The 15,736-nt window shown below is 74.6% G+C and carries 16 protein-coding genes and 1 pseudogene; 11 read left to right on the plus strand and 6 right to left on the minus strand.

Annotation, left to right across the window (positions count from 1 at the left end; translation table 11 throughout):
* Window positions 1-53 precede the first annotated feature (53 nt).
* Complete coding sequence (locus JOF41_RS09630; protein WP_209617944.1) at window positions 54-1,412, minus strand: STAS domain-containing protein; 1,359 nt, start codon at window positions 1,410-1,412, stop codon at window positions 54-56.
* Between the two features lie 220 nt (window positions 1,413-1,632).
* On the opposite strand from JOF41_RS09630, the gene JOF41_RS09635 reads away from it, so the two are divergent.
* The 4 genes from JOF41_RS09635 (at window position 1,633) to JOF41_RS09650 (ending at window position 3,932) form a co-directional block, all read left to right on the plus strand.
* Window positions 1,633-1,872, plus strand: a complete 240-nt coding sequence (locus tag JOF41_RS09635) for a hypothetical protein (protein WP_189226324.1) — start codon at window positions 1,633-1,635, stop codon at window positions 1,870-1,872.
* A gap of 150 nt (window positions 1,873-2,022) precedes the next feature.
* Window positions 2,023-3,168 (plus strand): carboxylate-amine ligase, encoded by a 1,146-nt coding sequence (locus JOF41_RS09640; protein ID WP_209617947.1) that lies wholly within the window; start codon window positions 2,023-2,025, stop codon window positions 3,166-3,168.
* Between the two features lie 52 nt (window positions 3,169-3,220).
* Complete coding sequence (locus JOF41_RS09645) at window positions 3,221-3,382, plus strand: hypothetical protein (RefSeq protein WP_189226322.1); 162 nt, start codon at window positions 3,221-3,223, stop codon at window positions 3,380-3,382.
* A 181-nt stretch (window positions 3,383-3,563) separates the two neighbouring features.
* A complete protein-coding gene (locus tag JOF41_RS09650; RefSeq protein ID WP_189226321.1) occupies window positions 3,564-3,932 on the plus strand; it encodes an STAS domain-containing protein in 369 nt (122 codons plus the stop codon).
* A 71-nt stretch (window positions 3,933-4,003) separates the two neighbouring features.
* Here the strand turns inward: JOF41_RS09650 and JOF41_RS09655 are convergent, their stop codons facing one another.
* A complete protein-coding gene (locus JOF41_RS09655) occupies window positions 4,004-5,146 on the minus strand; it encodes a S1 family peptidase (protein WP_189226320.1) in 1,143 nt (380 codons plus the stop codon).
* Between the two features lie 231 nt (window positions 5,147-5,377).
* Between JOF41_RS09655 and JOF41_RS09660 the strand changes: the two genes are divergently transcribed.
* From JOF41_RS09660 to JOF41_RS38190, 4 genes and pseudogenes are all read left to right on the plus strand, one after another.
* Complete coding sequence (locus tag JOF41_RS09660) at window positions 5,378-6,289, plus strand: AurF N-oxygenase family protein (RefSeq protein WP_189226319.1); 912 nt, start codon at window positions 5,378-5,380, stop codon at window positions 6,287-6,289.
* Between the two features lie 6 nt (window positions 6,290-6,295).
* Window positions 6,296-7,831, plus strand: a complete 1,536-nt coding sequence (locus JOF41_RS09665) for an FAD-dependent oxidoreductase (RefSeq protein WP_209617949.1) — start codon at window positions 6,296-6,298, stop codon at window positions 7,829-7,831.
* 168 nt (window positions 7,832-7,999) lie between these two features.
* The gene (locus tag JOF41_RS38790; protein WP_504739834.1) at window positions 8,000-9,049 is read left to right on the plus strand and encodes an AfsR/SARP family transcriptional regulator; all 1,050 of its coding nucleotides are present in this window, start codon (window positions 8,000-8,002) and stop codon (window positions 9,047-9,049) included.
* Between the two features lie 91 nt (window positions 9,050-9,140).
* Window positions 9,141-9,347 (plus strand): annotated as a pseudogene (locus JOF41_RS38190) (tetratricopeptide repeat protein); the annotation flags it as partial.
* A gap of 361 nt (window positions 9,348-9,708) precedes the next feature.
* On the opposite strand, the gene pdxR reads toward JOF41_RS38190, so the two are convergent.
* Window positions 9,709-11,142, minus strand: coding sequence for a MocR-like pyridoxine biosynthesis transcription factor PdxR (pdxR, locus tag JOF41_RS09675; RefSeq protein WP_209617952.1), 1,434 nt, complete (start codon window positions 11,140-11,142; stop codon window positions 9,709-9,711).
* A 69-nt stretch (window positions 11,143-11,211) separates the two neighbouring features.
* Between pdxR and JOF41_RS09680 the strand changes: the two genes are divergently transcribed.
* Window positions 11,212-12,186, plus strand: a complete 975-nt coding sequence (locus JOF41_RS09680) for an aldo/keto reductase (protein ID WP_229796154.1) — start codon at window positions 11,212-11,214, stop codon at window positions 12,184-12,186.
* A gap of 72 nt (window positions 12,187-12,258) precedes the next feature.
* Window positions 12,259-13,077: an SAM-dependent methyltransferase gene (locus tag JOF41_RS09685; RefSeq protein WP_189226316.1), complete on the plus strand. Its 819-nt coding sequence runs from the start codon at window positions 12,259-12,261 to the stop codon at window positions 13,075-13,077.
* 20 nt (window positions 13,078-13,097) lie between these two features.
* On the opposite strand, the gene JOF41_RS09690 is transcribed toward JOF41_RS09685, so the two are convergent.
* Window positions 13,098-13,370 (minus strand): hypothetical protein, encoded by a 273-nt coding sequence (locus tag JOF41_RS09690; protein ID WP_189226315.1) that lies wholly within the window; start codon window positions 13,368-13,370, stop codon window positions 13,098-13,100.
* Between the two features lie 225 nt (window positions 13,371-13,595).
* Between JOF41_RS09690 and JOF41_RS09695 the strand changes: the two genes are divergently transcribed.
* The gene (locus JOF41_RS09695; RefSeq protein WP_189226314.1) at window positions 13,596-13,991 is read left to right on the plus strand and encodes a bacteriophage spanin2 family protein; all 396 of its coding nucleotides are present in this window, start codon (window positions 13,596-13,598) and stop codon (window positions 13,989-13,991) included.
* Between the two features lie 18 nt (window positions 13,992-14,009).
* Here JOF41_RS09695 and JOF41_RS09700 read toward each other — a convergent pair whose 3' ends face one another.
* Both JOF41_RS09700 and JOF41_RS09705 read right to left on the minus strand, forming a co-directional pair.
* Window positions 14,010-14,996 (minus strand): pirin family protein, encoded by a 987-nt coding sequence (locus JOF41_RS09700; RefSeq protein WP_189226399.1) that lies wholly within the window; start codon window positions 14,994-14,996, stop codon window positions 14,010-14,012.
* A gap of 85 nt (window positions 14,997-15,081) precedes the next feature.
* Window positions 15,082-15,678 (minus strand): TetR/AcrR family transcriptional regulator, encoded by a 597-nt coding sequence (locus JOF41_RS09705; protein WP_209617955.1) that lies wholly within the window; start codon window positions 15,676-15,678, stop codon window positions 15,082-15,084.
* Between the last annotated feature and the right edge of the window lie 58 nt (window positions 15,679-15,736).

Raw genomic sequence — 15,736 nt, forward strand, 5'->3', positions numbered from 1 at the left:
CGAACCGAGCGTTCCGGCACCGCGAACCGAGCGTTCGGGACGCCGGGTTGTAGTTACCGGCCGCCGGAGGCGGGTCGGATAGTACTTGCCGGTGCTTCGGGGGTGGGGAGGCGGTGGTGGGCCGAGCTGTGGTCGGGGCGGCGCTGTCGCGGCGGGTGCACGGTGGAGCCGACCCGCCGCGGCGGGGGAGCGGCCGGTTCCGCCTGCTCCCGCGCGCGCTGGTGCAGGTGTTCCAGCGCGTCCAGGACGGTGGTGCGCTGGTGCCACTGCAACCACCGACCCGCCTCGGCGGCCAGGGCCTCCAGGCGGGCCAGTTCGTCCGCGGTCGGGACGTGACCCGCTCGGGGATGGCAGGTGGACACCACGGCCAGGCACTGCCCGGAGGGCGTGAGCACCGGTGTGCTGCGCACCGCCCGGACACCGGCCCGCACCATCAGCCCCTGCACGGGGTGGCCCGCCAGAGCGGGATGGGCGGCGACGTCGGGGACGACCACGGATGACCGGTCGCGCAGCGCCACCGCGCACGGCACCTCCCCGCCCAGGACGTGGGCGAGAACCTCGACCAGTTCGGCGGTCAACCCCTGGTGCCGCTCCAGTCGCAGCTCCTCGGTCCCGTGCTCGACGTGGTGCACGCAGCCCGCCGTGGCCCCGGTGCACGACAGCGCCGCGTCCAGCAGCGACGCCAGCAGCGTCCGGGGCGTCAGACCGCGCCCCCGGTCCACCGGGGTGAGCACCGAGCGCGGAGCGGGCAGCCTGGTGCGGCCGGGGAACCACAGCGCGGCGTCGACCGAGGTCGGACGCGGTGCGTTGACCAGCGCGTCGGCCAGCACGCGCATCTTGACGTTGAACCGCTGCGAGGACTCGCCCAGCAGCCGCCGGGCGGTCTCCTCGTCGGCCAGCCGGTAGCGCTCCCGGAGGATGCCCAGCGCGTGCGCCATCAGCGGGCGGGTGCGCAGCTTGGCGCGCAGGTCGGCGACCTCGCGGCGCAGCCGGTCCACTTCCTCGGGCTGCTGCCCGTCGAGGACCGGGGAGGCGGCGGCGCGGTGCAGGGCGGCGTGCTGGGCGCCCACGGCCGCGCTGCGGCGCTCGAAGACCTCCAGCACGTCGGCGACCCGTGCCGCGTGCAGGGTGCGCTGCACCTCCGGGCCGCAGACCAGCCGCAGCCGCCGACCGCTGCCGGACAGGTGGTCGGCGGTGCGCAGCAGCGCCCGGACCCCGGCCGCGACGATGAGCCGCACATCGCTCATGTCCACGATCACGTCGTCATCGTGGGCGTCGACGAAGGAGATCAGCTCGTGCCGGAACGAGTCGACGGTCACGGCGTCGATCTCGCCGATCACCACCAGAACGGCGACGGACGAGCGGACCGCCGGTTCCGGAGCGACCCGCAGCACCCTGGAAGCAAAGGCCATGAAGTTTCCCCACAGGTCGTAGCGATGACGAGGCGCGCCACGCTGTTGGACCCGACCCACCGGAATCGCAACATAACAACACGTGACAGCACTTCGCATCCCGAGGGGGAACATCCGTCCCTTTCATCCGGGGACGGGCGGTTGCGGCGGCGCGGTGCGGGTACTCGACCGGGGCGTCAAGCAGTCGGCGCGGTTCCCCGGTGCACGAAGGACCTCGCCCATGGCTCCCACCCCTCGCCCCGCCCGCGGCGCGATCGTCACCTACCTCAACCCGGACGTGCTGGACCCGGCCCCCTTCCTGCGCGGTGTGATCAGCGGGACGCCCGTGGTCGACCCGGAGACCGCGCGGCACTGGGTGCCGGTGCGCAGGCCCGACCGCAGCGTGGTCGTGCTGGACGCCGCGAACATCGTCGAAGTCCTGGTGGACGACTCCTGGGCGGACCCCGGCCCGACGGCTTGACCGACGCGGGCCGTGTCCCGCTCGGGCGGGTCCGCCCGCGCGGACCCCTTTCCAGGGCGGTCCCGCCGCCTTCTTCCGACCAGGTGCGACCTCGTCCCGGTGAGCCGCCCGAGGACGGGCGGGCACCCCACGTCAACCCATGAGGACAGCATGACCGACTCCGGTTCCCCGACCACCCGCGCCGCCGACCTGCCGACCATCGGGGTGGAGGAGGAGTTCCTCGTCGTCGCCCCCGACACCGGTCTGCCCCTGCCGCTGGGCGGTGAGGTCGTCGGGCTGGCGCGCGGGTTCGGCGTGGACCTCCAGCCCGAGCTGACCCGAGTCCAGGTGGAGAGCAACACCCCGGTGTGCCGGGGGACGCGCGACGTGCGCGAGCACCTGCTGGCGGCCCGCTCGGCGGCCGCGGCGGCGGCGCTGCGGGCGGGTGGGCGGCTGCTGGCGGTCGGGGCTCCCCCGACCGGGCCCGCCCGCCAGCCGCTCACCGCCACCCCGCGCTACCGCCGCATCGGCCAGGAGTACGGGCTGCTGGCCGCCGAGCACGGCGTGTGCGGCTGCCACGTGCACGTCGCCGTGCTGGACCGGGAGACCGCCGTGCAGGTCTGCAACCACCTGCGGCCCTGGCTGCCGGTGCTGCTGGCGCTGACCGCCAACTCGCCGATCCACCAGGGCGTGGACACCGGCTACGCCAGCTGGCGCTCGGTGCTCACCGGCCGGTGGCCCTGCTCCGGCGCGCCGCCCTACTTCACCAGCGCCGACCACTACGACGCCGTGCTCGACATGCTCGTGGACAGCGGGACGCTGCTGGACGCGGGGATGCTCTACTGGGACGCCAGGCCCTCGGCGCACCTGCCCACCGTCGAGGTCCGGGTGGCCGACGTGCCCGCCACGGTGGACGAGTCGGTGCTGCTGGCCGCGCTGGTGCGCGCGCTGGTGACCACCGCCGTCCGGGCCGTCGGCCGGGGCGAGACGGCGCTGCCGATCAGCGACGCGGCGCTGCGCGCGGCTTACTGGCGCGCGGCCCGCGACGGCATCGGGGGCAAGGGGATCGACCTGTTCGCCAGCCGCCGCGTCCCGACCGTCCAACTGCTGCGCGCGCTGCTGCGCCACGTCCGGCCGGTGCTGCGGGAAGCCGGGGAACTGCGCGAGGTGAACACCCTGCTCACCAGGGTGCTGCACGACGGCAACGGCGCCGTCCGGCAGCGGCGGGCGCTGCGTCGGCGGGGGAGCCTGGAGGACGTCGTGACCGTCCTGGGCCGACACACCTTGCAGGACTGCGCACCGGAAACCGCGGCGTGACACCGCGGGGGCCGGGAAACCGTCATCGCGAAGCAGGAGGTGGACCGTCCTCATGACCGAATCCGACGACGCGCCGCTGAGCCCCGAGGCGCCGCGTCCACCGGGCACCCCGCACCTGGAGCAGTTGGACGTTGACGTGCCCGCGGTGCCGCGGGACACGCCGACCTCGCAGGACGTCACCGAGGAGGCCGGTGCGGTTGAACCGCCGGACTGAGCGGCAGGCGTCCCTCAGCCGACGGTGGGTTTGAAAAACCGATTACGGGGTAAGGGCGACCACCCCGTGTAAGGTCGGTTGCGCACCCGGCGTAATGCCGACAGCTGCGGAGATGTATTCGGGTCAGGCATTGTGCTCGAATGATGTACGCCGTGGTCTCCACCGACGAGGAGAGCCCGACTTGAACGAGCGCATCCCCCTTCGCGCCACCACCGACGAGCTGCCAGGCCCCATCCTGGCGATCCGCGTGTCCGGCGTGCTCGACGCGGAAACCCACCGGGCGGCCTCGGCCGAGGTCGAATCCGCCTTCGCCCGCAAGCCGGTCGCGGTCGTGCTGGACCTGACCGCCGTGGACTTCATGGGCTCGTCGGGCATCGCCGTGCTCATCAACGCCCACCACCGGGCGAACAGGCTGGGGATCGCCTTCGCCGTCGTGGCGAACACCCGCAGCGTGCTGCGCCCGCTGCGGGTCAGCCAGGTCGACGGGACGCTCGCGCTGCACCCGACGGTGGACGAGGCCATCGCCGCGGTGCGGCTGGTGTCCACCTGACGGCCTCCCGACGGCCCCGGTCGTACGGTCCGGGGTGGTCCCCGACGACGAGGACCACCCCGGACACGTGATCAGGCCGTGAGCAGGGTCAGGCCGTAGGTGGACAGGATCTCGTTGATCGGCTGGAACCAGGTCCGCCCGCCCGACGAGCAGTTGCCGTACCCGCCGGAGGTCACGCCCTGGGCCTGGTCGCCGGTGATGAACGAGCCGCCCGAGTCACCGCCCTCGGCGCACACGCTGGTGCCCGCCATCTGGTGCACGTCGCCCTCGGCGTAGTGGATGGTCTCGTTGCGGCTCTGGATCACACCGCAGTGCCACTGCGTCGTCGACCCGGAGCGGCAGACCGAGGTGCCCACCGGCGCCTCCCAGGAGCCGCGCACCAGCGCGTCGCTCACCTTGCCCCAGCCGAGCACCACCGGCACGTTCCACCAGCCGCCGCCGGTGCGCACCCACGCGTAGTCGTTGCCGGGGAAGGACGACCCGACGAACTCGCCCTGCCAGGAGCGGTCCCAGCCGTAGACCTGGGAGCCGGGCCGTCCGCAGTGGCCCGCGGTGACGTAGCCGCCGTGCACGGAGAAGCCGATCGAGCACCGGACGTTGCCGGTGTAGTACGGGTCGCCGCCGACGGTGCCCGCGGCGAACGGCACCGGCGCCGCGACCCCCTCGGTGTTGACCCGGATCGGGCCGAACTCCTTGGCGCGGTCCAGGAACCGGGCCACCTCGGAGGGCTGCTCGCCCTCCTGGACGTTGACCACCAGTTCGCCGGTGCGCGGGTCGGGGTGCCAGCTGGACACCGCGGTGGGGACGCCGCCCGCGGCCGACAGCGCGTCGACCTTGTCCTGCACCGCGTCCAGCTCGGCGGCGGTCCTGGGCGCCAGGTGCGCCCGTGCGCCGCGGGCCCGCACGCGCTCGGCGGCGGCGTGGTCGGTCACCGCGACCACGAGCTCGCCGCTGTCCTGGTCGAACCAGCTCCCGGCGAAGGCGCTGCCCGCCGCCGCTTGGGCGGCGGGGGCGAGCTGGGTGGCCCTGGCCTCTCTCGCGATCCGGGTGAGGGCCTGCTGCTCGGTCAGCCCGAACGCCGTCCGCATGGCGGAGACCAGGCCGGGGGACAGCTGGGGGGACGGCTCGGGGGCGGCCCCGGCCGCGGGGGCTTGCGCGGTGGCCGTGCCGATCAGCAGCGCGGCGACCGCGACGACTCGTGTCAACGTTGCCATGAGCTCGCGTACCTCCGTTCGCAGGGGGGGCGCGCGGGGCTGATGGCCGCGCGCGCCCGAACAGGTGCTGAGAGCGCTCTCACCAACTGGTTCAGACCATGCCAACGCGCCCGGTGCGCGTCAACCCCCGGCGGAGCGCCCGCCCGCTGTGCGACGGGTGGTGCGCGAACGGATGATTGATGTTACCTTAGGTAACTGTTACGGCAGGTAACATTAATTCAGGGAGCCGTCATGACCAGTGCCGACACCCACGACCGAGCGGGCGCGTCCGAGCGCCGGGCGATGGCGCGCAGGTTGCTGGACTCGTCGCGGGCGCTGTCCTACGACCCGGTCCGCGAAGTCGACTGGCACACCCCGCTCGACCCGCGCCACCACGGCACGAGTCCGGAGTGGAGCACGCTGTACGGGACGTCCTACTGGGCCGAGATGACCCCCGAGCAGCAGCGCGAGCTGACCCGCCAGGAGGCGGCCTCGGTCGCCTGCACCGGCATCTGGTTCGAGATGATCCTGCAGCAGATGGTGCTGCGGGACTTCTACGCCAAGGACCCGACCGACCCGGCCTTCCAGTGGGCGCTGACCGAGGTCGCCGACGAGTGCAGGCACTCCATCATGTTCGCGCGCGGCGCCGCGAAGCTGGGCGCTCCCGCCTACCGGCCGCGCAGGCTCGCGGTCGAACTGGGCCGCGCGTTCAAGACCCTCGCCCGAGGGGAGGCCGCCTACGCGGCGATCCTGGTCGCCGAGGAGGTCCTCGACGTCATGCAGCGGGACTGGATGCGCGACGAGCGGGTGGCGCCCTTCGTGCGCACCATCAACAACATCCACGTGGTCGAGGAGTCGCGGCACATGAAGTTCGCCCGCGCGGAGACCAGGGAGCGGCTGCGTGGAGCGGGTCCGCTGCGCAGGCGGTTCAACGCACTGGTGGTGGCCATGGCCGCCTATTGCATCGTCACCAACATGGTGAGCGCCAAGGTCTACGCCAACGCCGGGCTCGACACCGCACGGGCGCTGCGCGAGGCCAGGGCCAACGAGCACCACAAGTCGATGCTGCGGTCCAGCTGCGCGGGACTGATGGACTTCCTCGCCTCCGCCGGTCTGCTCACCAGGGCGGCGACCTGGTTCTACAAGCGCGCCAACCTGATCTGAGCGGCCATGGCCTTCGCGATCACCCAGAACTGCTGCGGCGACGCCTCCTGCGTGGCGGTCTGCCCGGTCAACTGCATCCACCCCGCGCCGGGCGAGCCGGACTTCGGCACCACCGAGATGCTCCACGTCGACCCGCGGGCCTGCATCGACTGCGGCGCGTGCGCGGACGCCTGCCCCGTCGACGCGATCCTCCCCGTGGACGCGCTGACCGGGCCGCTCAAGACCTACGCGCGGCTCAACGCCGACTACTACGCCGACCGCGACCCGATCGCGGAAGCGGCCGACCCCGCGCCGAACTTCCACGCCTGGGGGCCACCGGTGTTCGCCCGCGCGATCCCCGCCGACTTCGCGCCGCTGGACGTGGCGGTGGTGGGCTCCGGGCCCGCGGGCATGTACACCGTGCAGGACCTGCTGCTGCACACCAACGCCAGGGTCACCCTCATCGACCGCCTGCCGGCCGCGGGCGGCCTGGTCCGCTACGGCGTGGCGCCCGACCACCCGGCGACGCGGAAGATCGGCGAGAGCTTCGCCCGCTTCCACGACCACCCCCGGCTGCGCCTGCGACTGGGCGTGGAGGTGGGCCGGGACGTCACCCCCGAGGAGTTGGCGGCGCGGCACGACGCGGTGGTCTACGCCGTCGGTGCGCCCTCGCCCCGCGCGCTCGGCGTGCCCGGCGAGGACCTGCCGGGCAGCCTCGCCGCCACGACCGTGGTGGCCTGGTACAACGGCCATCCCGAGGTGCCCGCCGACGCGGTGGACCTGTCGGCCGGGCGCGTGGTCGTGGTGGGCAACGGCAACGTCGCCCTGGACGTGGCCCGCGTCCTCACCGCCGATCCGGCCGCGCTGGCGGGCACCGCCATCGCGCCGCACGCACTGGCCCGGTTGCGGGCGAGCGAGGTCCGCGAGATCGTGCTGCTGGGGCGGCGCGGCCCGGAGGCCGCCGCCTGCACCAGGTCGGAACTGCTCGCCCTCATCGAGCGGGACGGCGTCGAAGTGGTGGTCGACGCCGAGGACCACCGCGCGCTGCGGGCCATCGACGCCGCCGCGCCCGCGGACAAGGCGGGGCTGCTGCGCGGCCTCACGCGGCGCGCCGTCGACTGGTCCGCCCCGCCCGCGCCCGGAAAGCGGCGCGTCGTGCTGCGCTTCCACTCCGAGCCCGTGGAGGTCGTCGGCGACGACCGGGTGCGCGGGCTGCGCGCCACCGGCCCGTCCGGCGAGGTCGAGATCGCGGCTGGGCTGCTCGTCCGGGCGGTCGGCCAACGCGGGAAGCCGTTGCTCGGCCTGCCCTTCGACGAGCGCACCGGCACCGTCCCGCACTCCGCCGGGCGCGTGCGGGGACTGCCGGGCACCTACGTCGTCGGCTGGATCAAGCGTGGGGCCAGCGGCGGCATCGGGGCCAACCGGGCCTGCGCCAGGGAGACGGTGGGCTCGCTCATCGCCGACGCCGTCGCGGGCGGCCTGCCTGCCCGGAACCGGCGTTCCGCCGGCTTCACCGCGCTGGCCTCCCGCTTGCTCCGGACACCGGCCCGCTCCCGGAGGTGACCTCCTTCAGTGAGGTGACGATGTCCGGCCTGTCCTAAGAGGACGACCGAGTACTACGTCCTCAATGGACTGAGCTGCGGCGGTGCTCGCGCAGGCGGGAGGGGACGACCGCCGCTCCGGTTCTGCCGCTGGAACGCGGCAGGACTGCGCGGGCGCTACGGTCAGGTCATGTCCACGCGATTACGGGTGCTGGGCCAGGTCGAGGCGTGGGTCGACGGCACGCCGGTCGACCTCGGGCACGACCGGCAGCGGTGCGTCCTGGCGGTGCTGCTGGCCGAGGCCAACCGGGTGGTCGGCGTCGAGCAGGTGCTCGACCGCGTGTGGGCGGACCGCCCGCCGCACCGGGCACGGGGCGTGGTCAGCAGCTACGTGTCGCGGCTGCGGCGGTCGCTGGCGGGCAGCGGCGTGGAGATCCGGCGGCGCGGCGGCGGTTACGCCCTGCTGGTGGACCTGGGGCAGGTCGACCTGCACGTGTTCCGCGACCTGGTGGTCCGCGCCCGTGCCGAGTCCGACCGGGCGAAGGCGCTGGAGCTGCTGGAGCGGGCGGTCGGGCTGTGGCGCGGTGCGGCCTTCGCCTGCCTGGACACGCCGTGGCTGGCCGAGCTGCGCGAGGGGCTGGAGCGGGAGCGGTTCGCCGCCGACACCGACCGGGTGGACCTCGCCCTGCGGCTCGGGCGGCACGACGCGCTGCTACCCGAGCTGACCGCCCGCGCGGGCGGGCGTCCCGGTGCCGCGTCAGCTGCCCGCCGCGCCGCGGTTGTTCACCGGGCGCACGGCCGAGCTGGCCCGGCTGGACGCCGTGCACCCCGCCGCGCCGCGCGACGGCGCGGGCGGCATCGGCAGGACCTGGCTGGCGGTGACCTGGGCGCACCGGCACGCCGGGCGGTTCCCCGACGGTCAGCTGTTCGTGGACCTGCGCGGGTTCAGCCCGGACAGCGCGCCGATGCCACCCGAGGTGGCGCTGCGCGGGTTCCTCGACGCCCTGGGGGGTCGCGCCCGGCCGTGTGCCCGCCGACCCGCACGCCAGGGCCGCGCTGTTCCGCAGCCTGGTGGCGGACAAGCGGGTGCTGGTCGTGCTGGACAACGCCGCCGACACCGCCCGGGTCGTCCCGCTGCTGCCCGGCGGGAGCCGCTGCGCCGTGCTGGTCACCAGCCGCCACCGGCTGCCGGGCCTGGTCACCGGGCACGGCGCCCACCAGCTGCACCTTGACGTGCTGACCGACGAGGAGGCCCGCGCCCTGCTGACCGGCAGGCTCGGCGCCGGGCGGGTGACCGCCGAGCGGGAGGCGGTGGACGAGCTGATCGCGTTGTGCGACGGCTTCCCGCTGGCGCTGGGCATCCTCGCCGCCAGGGCCGAGGCCGAGCCCACCGGACCCTCGGCCACTCCTGCGCCGACCTCGGGCGCCACGAGGAGGCCATCGGGCACCTGGACCAGGCCCTCGCGCTGGCCGAGCGGCAGAACGACCCCCTCCAGCGCGGGCACACCCACCGGTTGCTGGCGCTGGTCCGGGAGTGGCGGGGCGATGACCGGCGGGCGCTGGAGCACGCCCGCCACGCCCTGGACCTCTACCGCGAGCTGGGACAGCCGGTGCGGCAAGCGCGTTCCCTCGACCAGGTGGGCTGGTACGAGGCCCGGCTCGGCGACCACGCCACCGCCCGCGATGGTCGCGGGCGCCCTCGACCACGTGGGGCTGCCCCTCGCCGCCCTCGGCCTGCGCGACGAGGCCCGTGCGGTGTGGCGGGAGGCGCTGGCGCTGTACCGGGACCTGGAGCGCGACGAGGACGCCGAGCGGCTGCTGCGGCGGCTGGAGGAGCTGGACGGCGCGGAGCGGGCCGTCACCGGGTAGGCGGCCACCGGATGGGCCGCCACCGCCTGCTCAACGGCCTCCCGGCCGCCCCGCGCGGTCGGGGCGGCTGTCGGCCACAGCCGCGGCGAGCACGGCCACCGCCTCCTCGACCGCCCCGTCGGCGAGGTTGCCGTAGCCGAGGACGAGGCCGTCCGCGGGTTCCCGGCAGGACACGCGGTAGACGCGCGGGTCGACCACGGCCAGGCCCCGCGCGCCCGCCGCCGCCACGACGCCCGAAGCGTCGACGCCGTCCCCCAGGTGCACCACCAGGTGCAGCCCCGCGGCCGACCCGGTGACCCGGCACCCCGGCAACCGGGCGCGCAACGCGGCGAGCAGGGCGGCCCTGCGGGCCCGGTAGCGCTGCCGCGCCGACCGCAGGTGCCGGTCGTAGCCGCCGGTGCGCACCAGGTCGGCGAACGCCAGCTGGTCCAGCACGGGCGGGCCGGAGCGGGCGGTGCCGCTGGTCCGCAGCGCGCGTCGCCACCGCGGCGCGGCCAGCACCCAGCCGATGCCCAGGGCGGGGGAGAGGGTCTTGCTGACCGAGCCGAGCAGCACCACCCGCTCCGGGCACATCCCCTGCACCGCGCCGAGCGGGCGGTGGTCGTAGCGGAACTCGGCGTCGTAGTCGTCCTCCACCACCACGCCGTCCACGCGGCGCGCCCACTCCACGAGCGCGGTGCGCCGCCGCGCGGTGAGCGCGACCCCGGTCGGGAACTGGTGGGCGGGCGTGGTGAGCACCGCCCGCACCTCCGGGACGCGGTCCAGCTCGGCCACCCGGATGCCGTGCTCGTCCACCGGCACCGGCATGACGGTCAGCCCGGCCTCCCGCGCCACGTGGTGCAGCCGCGGCCAGCCGGGGTCCTCGACCGCCAGGTGGGCGATCCCCTCGGCGCGCAGCGCCCGGAACAGCCGGGCTGCGCCGTCGGTGACGCCGGTGGCGACCACGACCGCGTCCGCGTCGGCCACGGCGCCCCGGCCGCGGCGCAGGTGCTCGGCCAGCACCCGGCGCAGCTCGGCGTGCCCTCCCGGCGGCGGGAAGCCCAGGTCCGAGAACGGGGTCCGGCGGGCGCGGTCGCGGACCGCCGCACCCCACCGGGCGCGCGGGAAGGCCCTCAGGTCGGGCAGGCCGGGGGTGAGGTCGAAGCGCGGCGGCGGGACCGGCGGGCCGTCGGCGTCGGGGAGCGCGGTGTCGGTGTCCGGGGTCCAGCGGACCCTGGTGGCAGACCCCACCCGCGTCCGCAGGTACCCCTCGGCGGTCAGCTGCCCGTACGCCTGCGTGACGACCCAGCGCGAGCAGCTCAGGTCGGCGGCCAGGGCGCGGCTGGGCGGCAGCGCGCTGCCCGTGGGCAGCCGCCCCGAGCGGATCGCCGCCCGCAGCGCGCGGGTCAGCCGCTCGTGCTTGGCACCCGAGCCGGTGAGGTCGAGCAGTACCTCCCACGCCAGATTGGTCCGGGATTCCGTCACGCGAATGGATCATAGGACCGGACCGCCCGCGCCTACCGTCGTCCGCACACGGACAGAGCGGAGGCTGATGTGGAGCTGCGGACCTTGGCCGGTGCGGGTGGCGGACTCGCGGTGAGCGCGCTGTGCCTGGGCACCATGCACTTCGGCACGAAGGTCGACCGGCGGAGCGCGTTCGCGATCCTCGACCGGTTCACCGAAGCGGGGGGCACGTTCATCGACACCGCCAACACCTACGCGTTCTGGGTGGCAGGAGGCACGGGCGCGGAGAGCGAGGAGCTGCTGGGCCGGTGGCTGGCCTCCCGCCGGGCCAGGGACCGGGTCGTGCTGGCCACCAAGGTCGGCGCCCTGCCCGACCCGCCGGGGGCGGCCTGGCCGCGACACGCGGAAGGGCTGTCCCACGCGGTGGTCCGGGCCGGGTTCGCCGCGAGCGCGCGCCGCCTGGGCACCGACCACCTGGACGTCTACTACGCGCACATCGAGGACCGCCGCACGCCCCTGGAAGCCACCGCGGCCGCTTTCGGTTCGCTGGTGACCGAAGGGCTGGTGCGGGTGGTGGGGTGCAGCAACCACGCGGCCTGGCGGGTCGCGGCAGCGCGCGAGATCGCCAGTGCCGCCGGGCTGCCCCGCTTCACCTGCGTCCAGCAGCGCCACACCTACCTGCGACCGCGACCGGGCGCGGAGTTCGGCGTGAACCCGCACATCAGCGACGAGCTGCTGGACTACGCGCGCGAAGAGCCCGACCTGGCGGTGCTCGGCTACTCGGTGCTGCTGTCGGGCGCCTACACCCGCGTCGACCGGCCGCTGCCCGACCAGTACGACCACGCCGACAGCACCCGCAGGCTGGCGGTGCTCGCCGAGGTGGCCGACGAGCTGGGCGCGACCCGCAACCAGGTGGTCCTGGCCTGGCTGCTGCGCGGCGACCCGCCGGTGCTGCCGGTGCTGGGCGTCAGCTCGGTGGCCCAGCTCGACGAGTGCCTGGGCGCGCTGGAGCTGGAGCTGGACGACGAACTGGTGCGCCGCCTGGACCACGCCGGGCAGCCCTGAGCGCCTCGGGGCGCACCGCGCGTCCTAAGGTGGGTGACCCGCACCACCCCGTCCCCGGAAGGTTCAGCGCCCGTGCCCTCCTCACCCTCCGAGCCACGCAGCGACGTCGACCTCAGCGTGCCCTCCGCCGCCCGCGCCTACGACTACTTCCTCGGCGGCGCCCACAACTTCGCGGTGGACCGCGAGTTCGCCGACCAGGTGCTGCGGATCGCGCCCTCGGTGCCCGCGGTCACCCGGCTCAACCGGTCGTTCCTGCGCCGAGTGGTCGAGTTCTGCCTCGACCAGGGCATCCGCCAGTTCCTCGACCTGGGCTCGGGCATCCCCACCGTGGGCAACGTGCACGAGATCGCCGCGCAGACCGACCCGGCGTGCCGCGTGGTGTACGTCGACTACGAGCCGGTCGCCTACGCCCACGCCAAGCAGCTGCTGGCGGGCCACCCGTTCGCCACCATCATCCAGGCCGACATCCGCGCGCCGGAGAAGGTCCTGGAGCACCCCGACACCCGGCGGCTGATCGACTTCTCCCAGCCGGTCGCGCTGCTGATGGTCGGCGTGCTGCTGTTCATCTCCGACGAGGACCGGCCCGCCGAGCTGATCGCGGCCTACCGGGAGCGGCTGGCGCCCGGCAGCTTCCTGGCGATCTCGCACATCGCCAGCGAGCAGGCCGCCCCCGAGCTCCAGGCCGAGGTGGGCAGGCTGGTGGACGCCTACGCCGCGGCGGACGAGTACGTGCACGTGCGCACGCACGCCGAGATCCTCCGCTGGTTCGAGGGCGCGGACCTGGTCGAGCCGGGTCTGGTCCGCTTGCCGGACTGGCGTCCGGACAACCTCGTCGAGCAGAAGAGCGTGGCGGCCCCGCTCGGCTACGGCGGCGTGGCGCGCATCCCGTGAGAGACCTCGTCGGGGTGGCCTCAGGTCATCCCGACGAGGATCAGCGCCAGCACCGCGACGCACACGGCGAGGGTGATCACGGCCCTCGTGGAGACCTCGGGGGAGCAGAACGCTTTCTTCTGCGACCGCCAGGCGGTCAGGAAGATCACGACGGCGAAGAGGGAGAGGAACACGCCGCCGACGCCCAGCAGCACGTAGCCGTCCAGGACGGTCAACCCGGTGCCGAAGGGCAGCAGGGCGGCTTGCGCGACGACCTTGACGTCGCCCGAAGCGGATCTCCGCGTCTCGCTCATGCGCGGCACTGTAACCCGCGCGACCTCGGGAACCGACGACATCCCGCGAGGACGCGGCTCGCTTGACAGCAGGGCGGTGTCTTGCCAACCTGGAGGTGCGGAGGGGAGTACCCACCCAGCCCGTGATCGTCATTACGACCGCTCGGCAGCGGTTCGGTCACGGCGCCACCGGCCACCGGTGGTAGGGGAGACCTCCGGTTCGCTGGAGAACCGGGAGGACCCACCATGCGCACCCCGATCCGTCTCACCGCCATCGCCGCCGCCTGCACGGCGGTCGTCGCCATGAGCGCCTGCGGCGCGGTCCAGGAAGCCGCCGACACGGCGAACGCCGTGGCCGACACCGCGACGACCGTCCAGGTGTGCGCGGACGCCCTGGCCGGGGCCACGGCCGCCCTCGACACCGCCGCACCGGAACGGGCCGTGGACCAGGCGCACGACGCCGCGGTCACGCTGACCGACCTGGCCTCGCGGGCCGCCGACACGACGGTGAACGAGGCCATCGCCGCCCTCGCCACCACCTTGCGCGAGGTGACGGTGCAGGACCTGGTCGGCAGGCCCGCCGAGTGGGTGCGGGTCAAGGCCGACCAGGTCGCGGCGCTGACCGCGGCCTGCGCCCCCTGACCGGGACCGGCGCGGCGCTCAGGGACGAGGGGCGTCGGACGCGGGCGGGTTGCGGCGGGGCCGGATGCGGGCGTGCGGCAGCGCGGGCGCGGGCAGGCGGGCCGTCCGGCCGCGGTAGCCCTCCACCCGGCCGAACCGCGCGGACCCGGCCTGCCACTCCTCGCGGTAGGCGGCGATCTCCTCGTGGCTGCGCGCCACGAAGTTCCACCACATGACCAGTTCCTCGGTGAACGGCGTGCCGCCGAGCAGGAGCACCCGCGCCGGGCCACGGCCGGTGTTGACCAGCTCCCACCGCGCGGGGCCCGGCGCGAGGTAGGCCAGTTGGCCGCCCCGCAGTTCGGCGCCGCCGACGGTGGTGGACCCGGTGTCCTGCAGGACGCCGTGCTCGAAGGACGGGTCGACGTCGAGCGCCAGGCGTGCGCCCTCGTCCAGGGTGATCTCGGCGCCCAGCAGCGGGGTGAAGGTCGGCACGGGGGAGGTGCTGCCCGCGAGGCTGCCCAGGAAGACGCGGAGGCGGGCTCCCGGCGGTCCGACCACCTCCGGGACGTGGTGGTGGAAGTCGCGGGCGGTGTTCCGGTGCGCGTCGGGCAGCGCGATCCACAGCTGCACGCCGTGCAGCGTGGTGGTGGCCCGCGTGGAGACCTCGGAGTGCGCGATGCCGTGGCCGCCGGTCATCAGGTTCAGCTCGCCGGGGCGGATCAGGCAGTGGGTGCCCAGGCTGTCGCGGTGCTCGATCTCGCCGCTGAACAGCCAGCTGGCGGTCTGCAGACCGGTGTGCGGGTGCGGTGCGACGTCCATGCCGCCGGTGGCGGACACCTCGTTCGGCCCGTAGTGGTCGGCGAAGCACCACGCGCCGATCAGCGACCGCTCCCGCTGCGGCAGGGTCCGGCGGACCCGCATGGCGCGCGGCCCGCCCAGCGGGACCTCGCGCGGCTCCAGCACGGTCGCGGTGCCGGGCCGGTGCGCGCACACCAGTTCGACGGGATCGACCTCGACGTTGCTCATGCTCCCCATCCAACACTCCACGGGCGGAGCCGGGGGAGTGTTGGACGGGCACGCCTGCGACGCCGCCTCGAGTGGTGGTCAGGAGTCAGCGCGGATCGCGTACCGCGCCGCCGATGACGGTGACGACCGTCCGGCGGACGGCTTGCGCGGTCGGCGCGGTGCCGGTCCGGTCGGCGAACAGCAGGTGCGCGGCCCCGATCAAGGCGGGGGCGAGGCCGTCGACGTCGGCGTCGGCGGCGATGCGGCCCAGATCGCGCTCCGCGGTGAGGTAGGCGGCGATCATCCCCACGGCCTCGGTCAGCACGGGGACGCCTGCGGGCCAGGTCCGGCGCAGTCGGGCGCGCAGCTCGTCCCGGAAGGTGATCAGGGGGACGACGGCCACCGCGACCGAGCCGAACAGGGCGGGCAGGAACTCGGCGAGGTTGTCCACGACGGTCCCGGTGCCCACGCGCTCGCGCAGGTCGGCGGCCCCGGCGTCGAGCAGGCGCGCGCGGTCGAGCACGAACTCGGCGAGGAAGGCGTCGAAGTCGGTGAAGTGCCGGTGCAGCACGCCCTTGGCGCAGCCCGCCTCCTCGGTGACCGCCCGGCTGGTCAGCGCGCTGGGCCCGGCCCGGAGCAGGACGCGCTCGGCGGCGCCGAACAGCTGCTCGCGGACATCGCGGATGGCCACCCCGGTCGGCACCGTGTTCCCTCCTCGTGAGCCAGCCCGTTGTCGAGTGGGCATGTGCCCACTAGGGTGG

This window comes from Saccharothrix coeruleofusca (genome assembly GCF_017876325.1).
GTDB lineage: Bacteria > Actinomycetota > Actinomycetes > Mycobacteriales > Pseudonocardiaceae > Actinosynnema > Actinosynnema coeruleofuscum.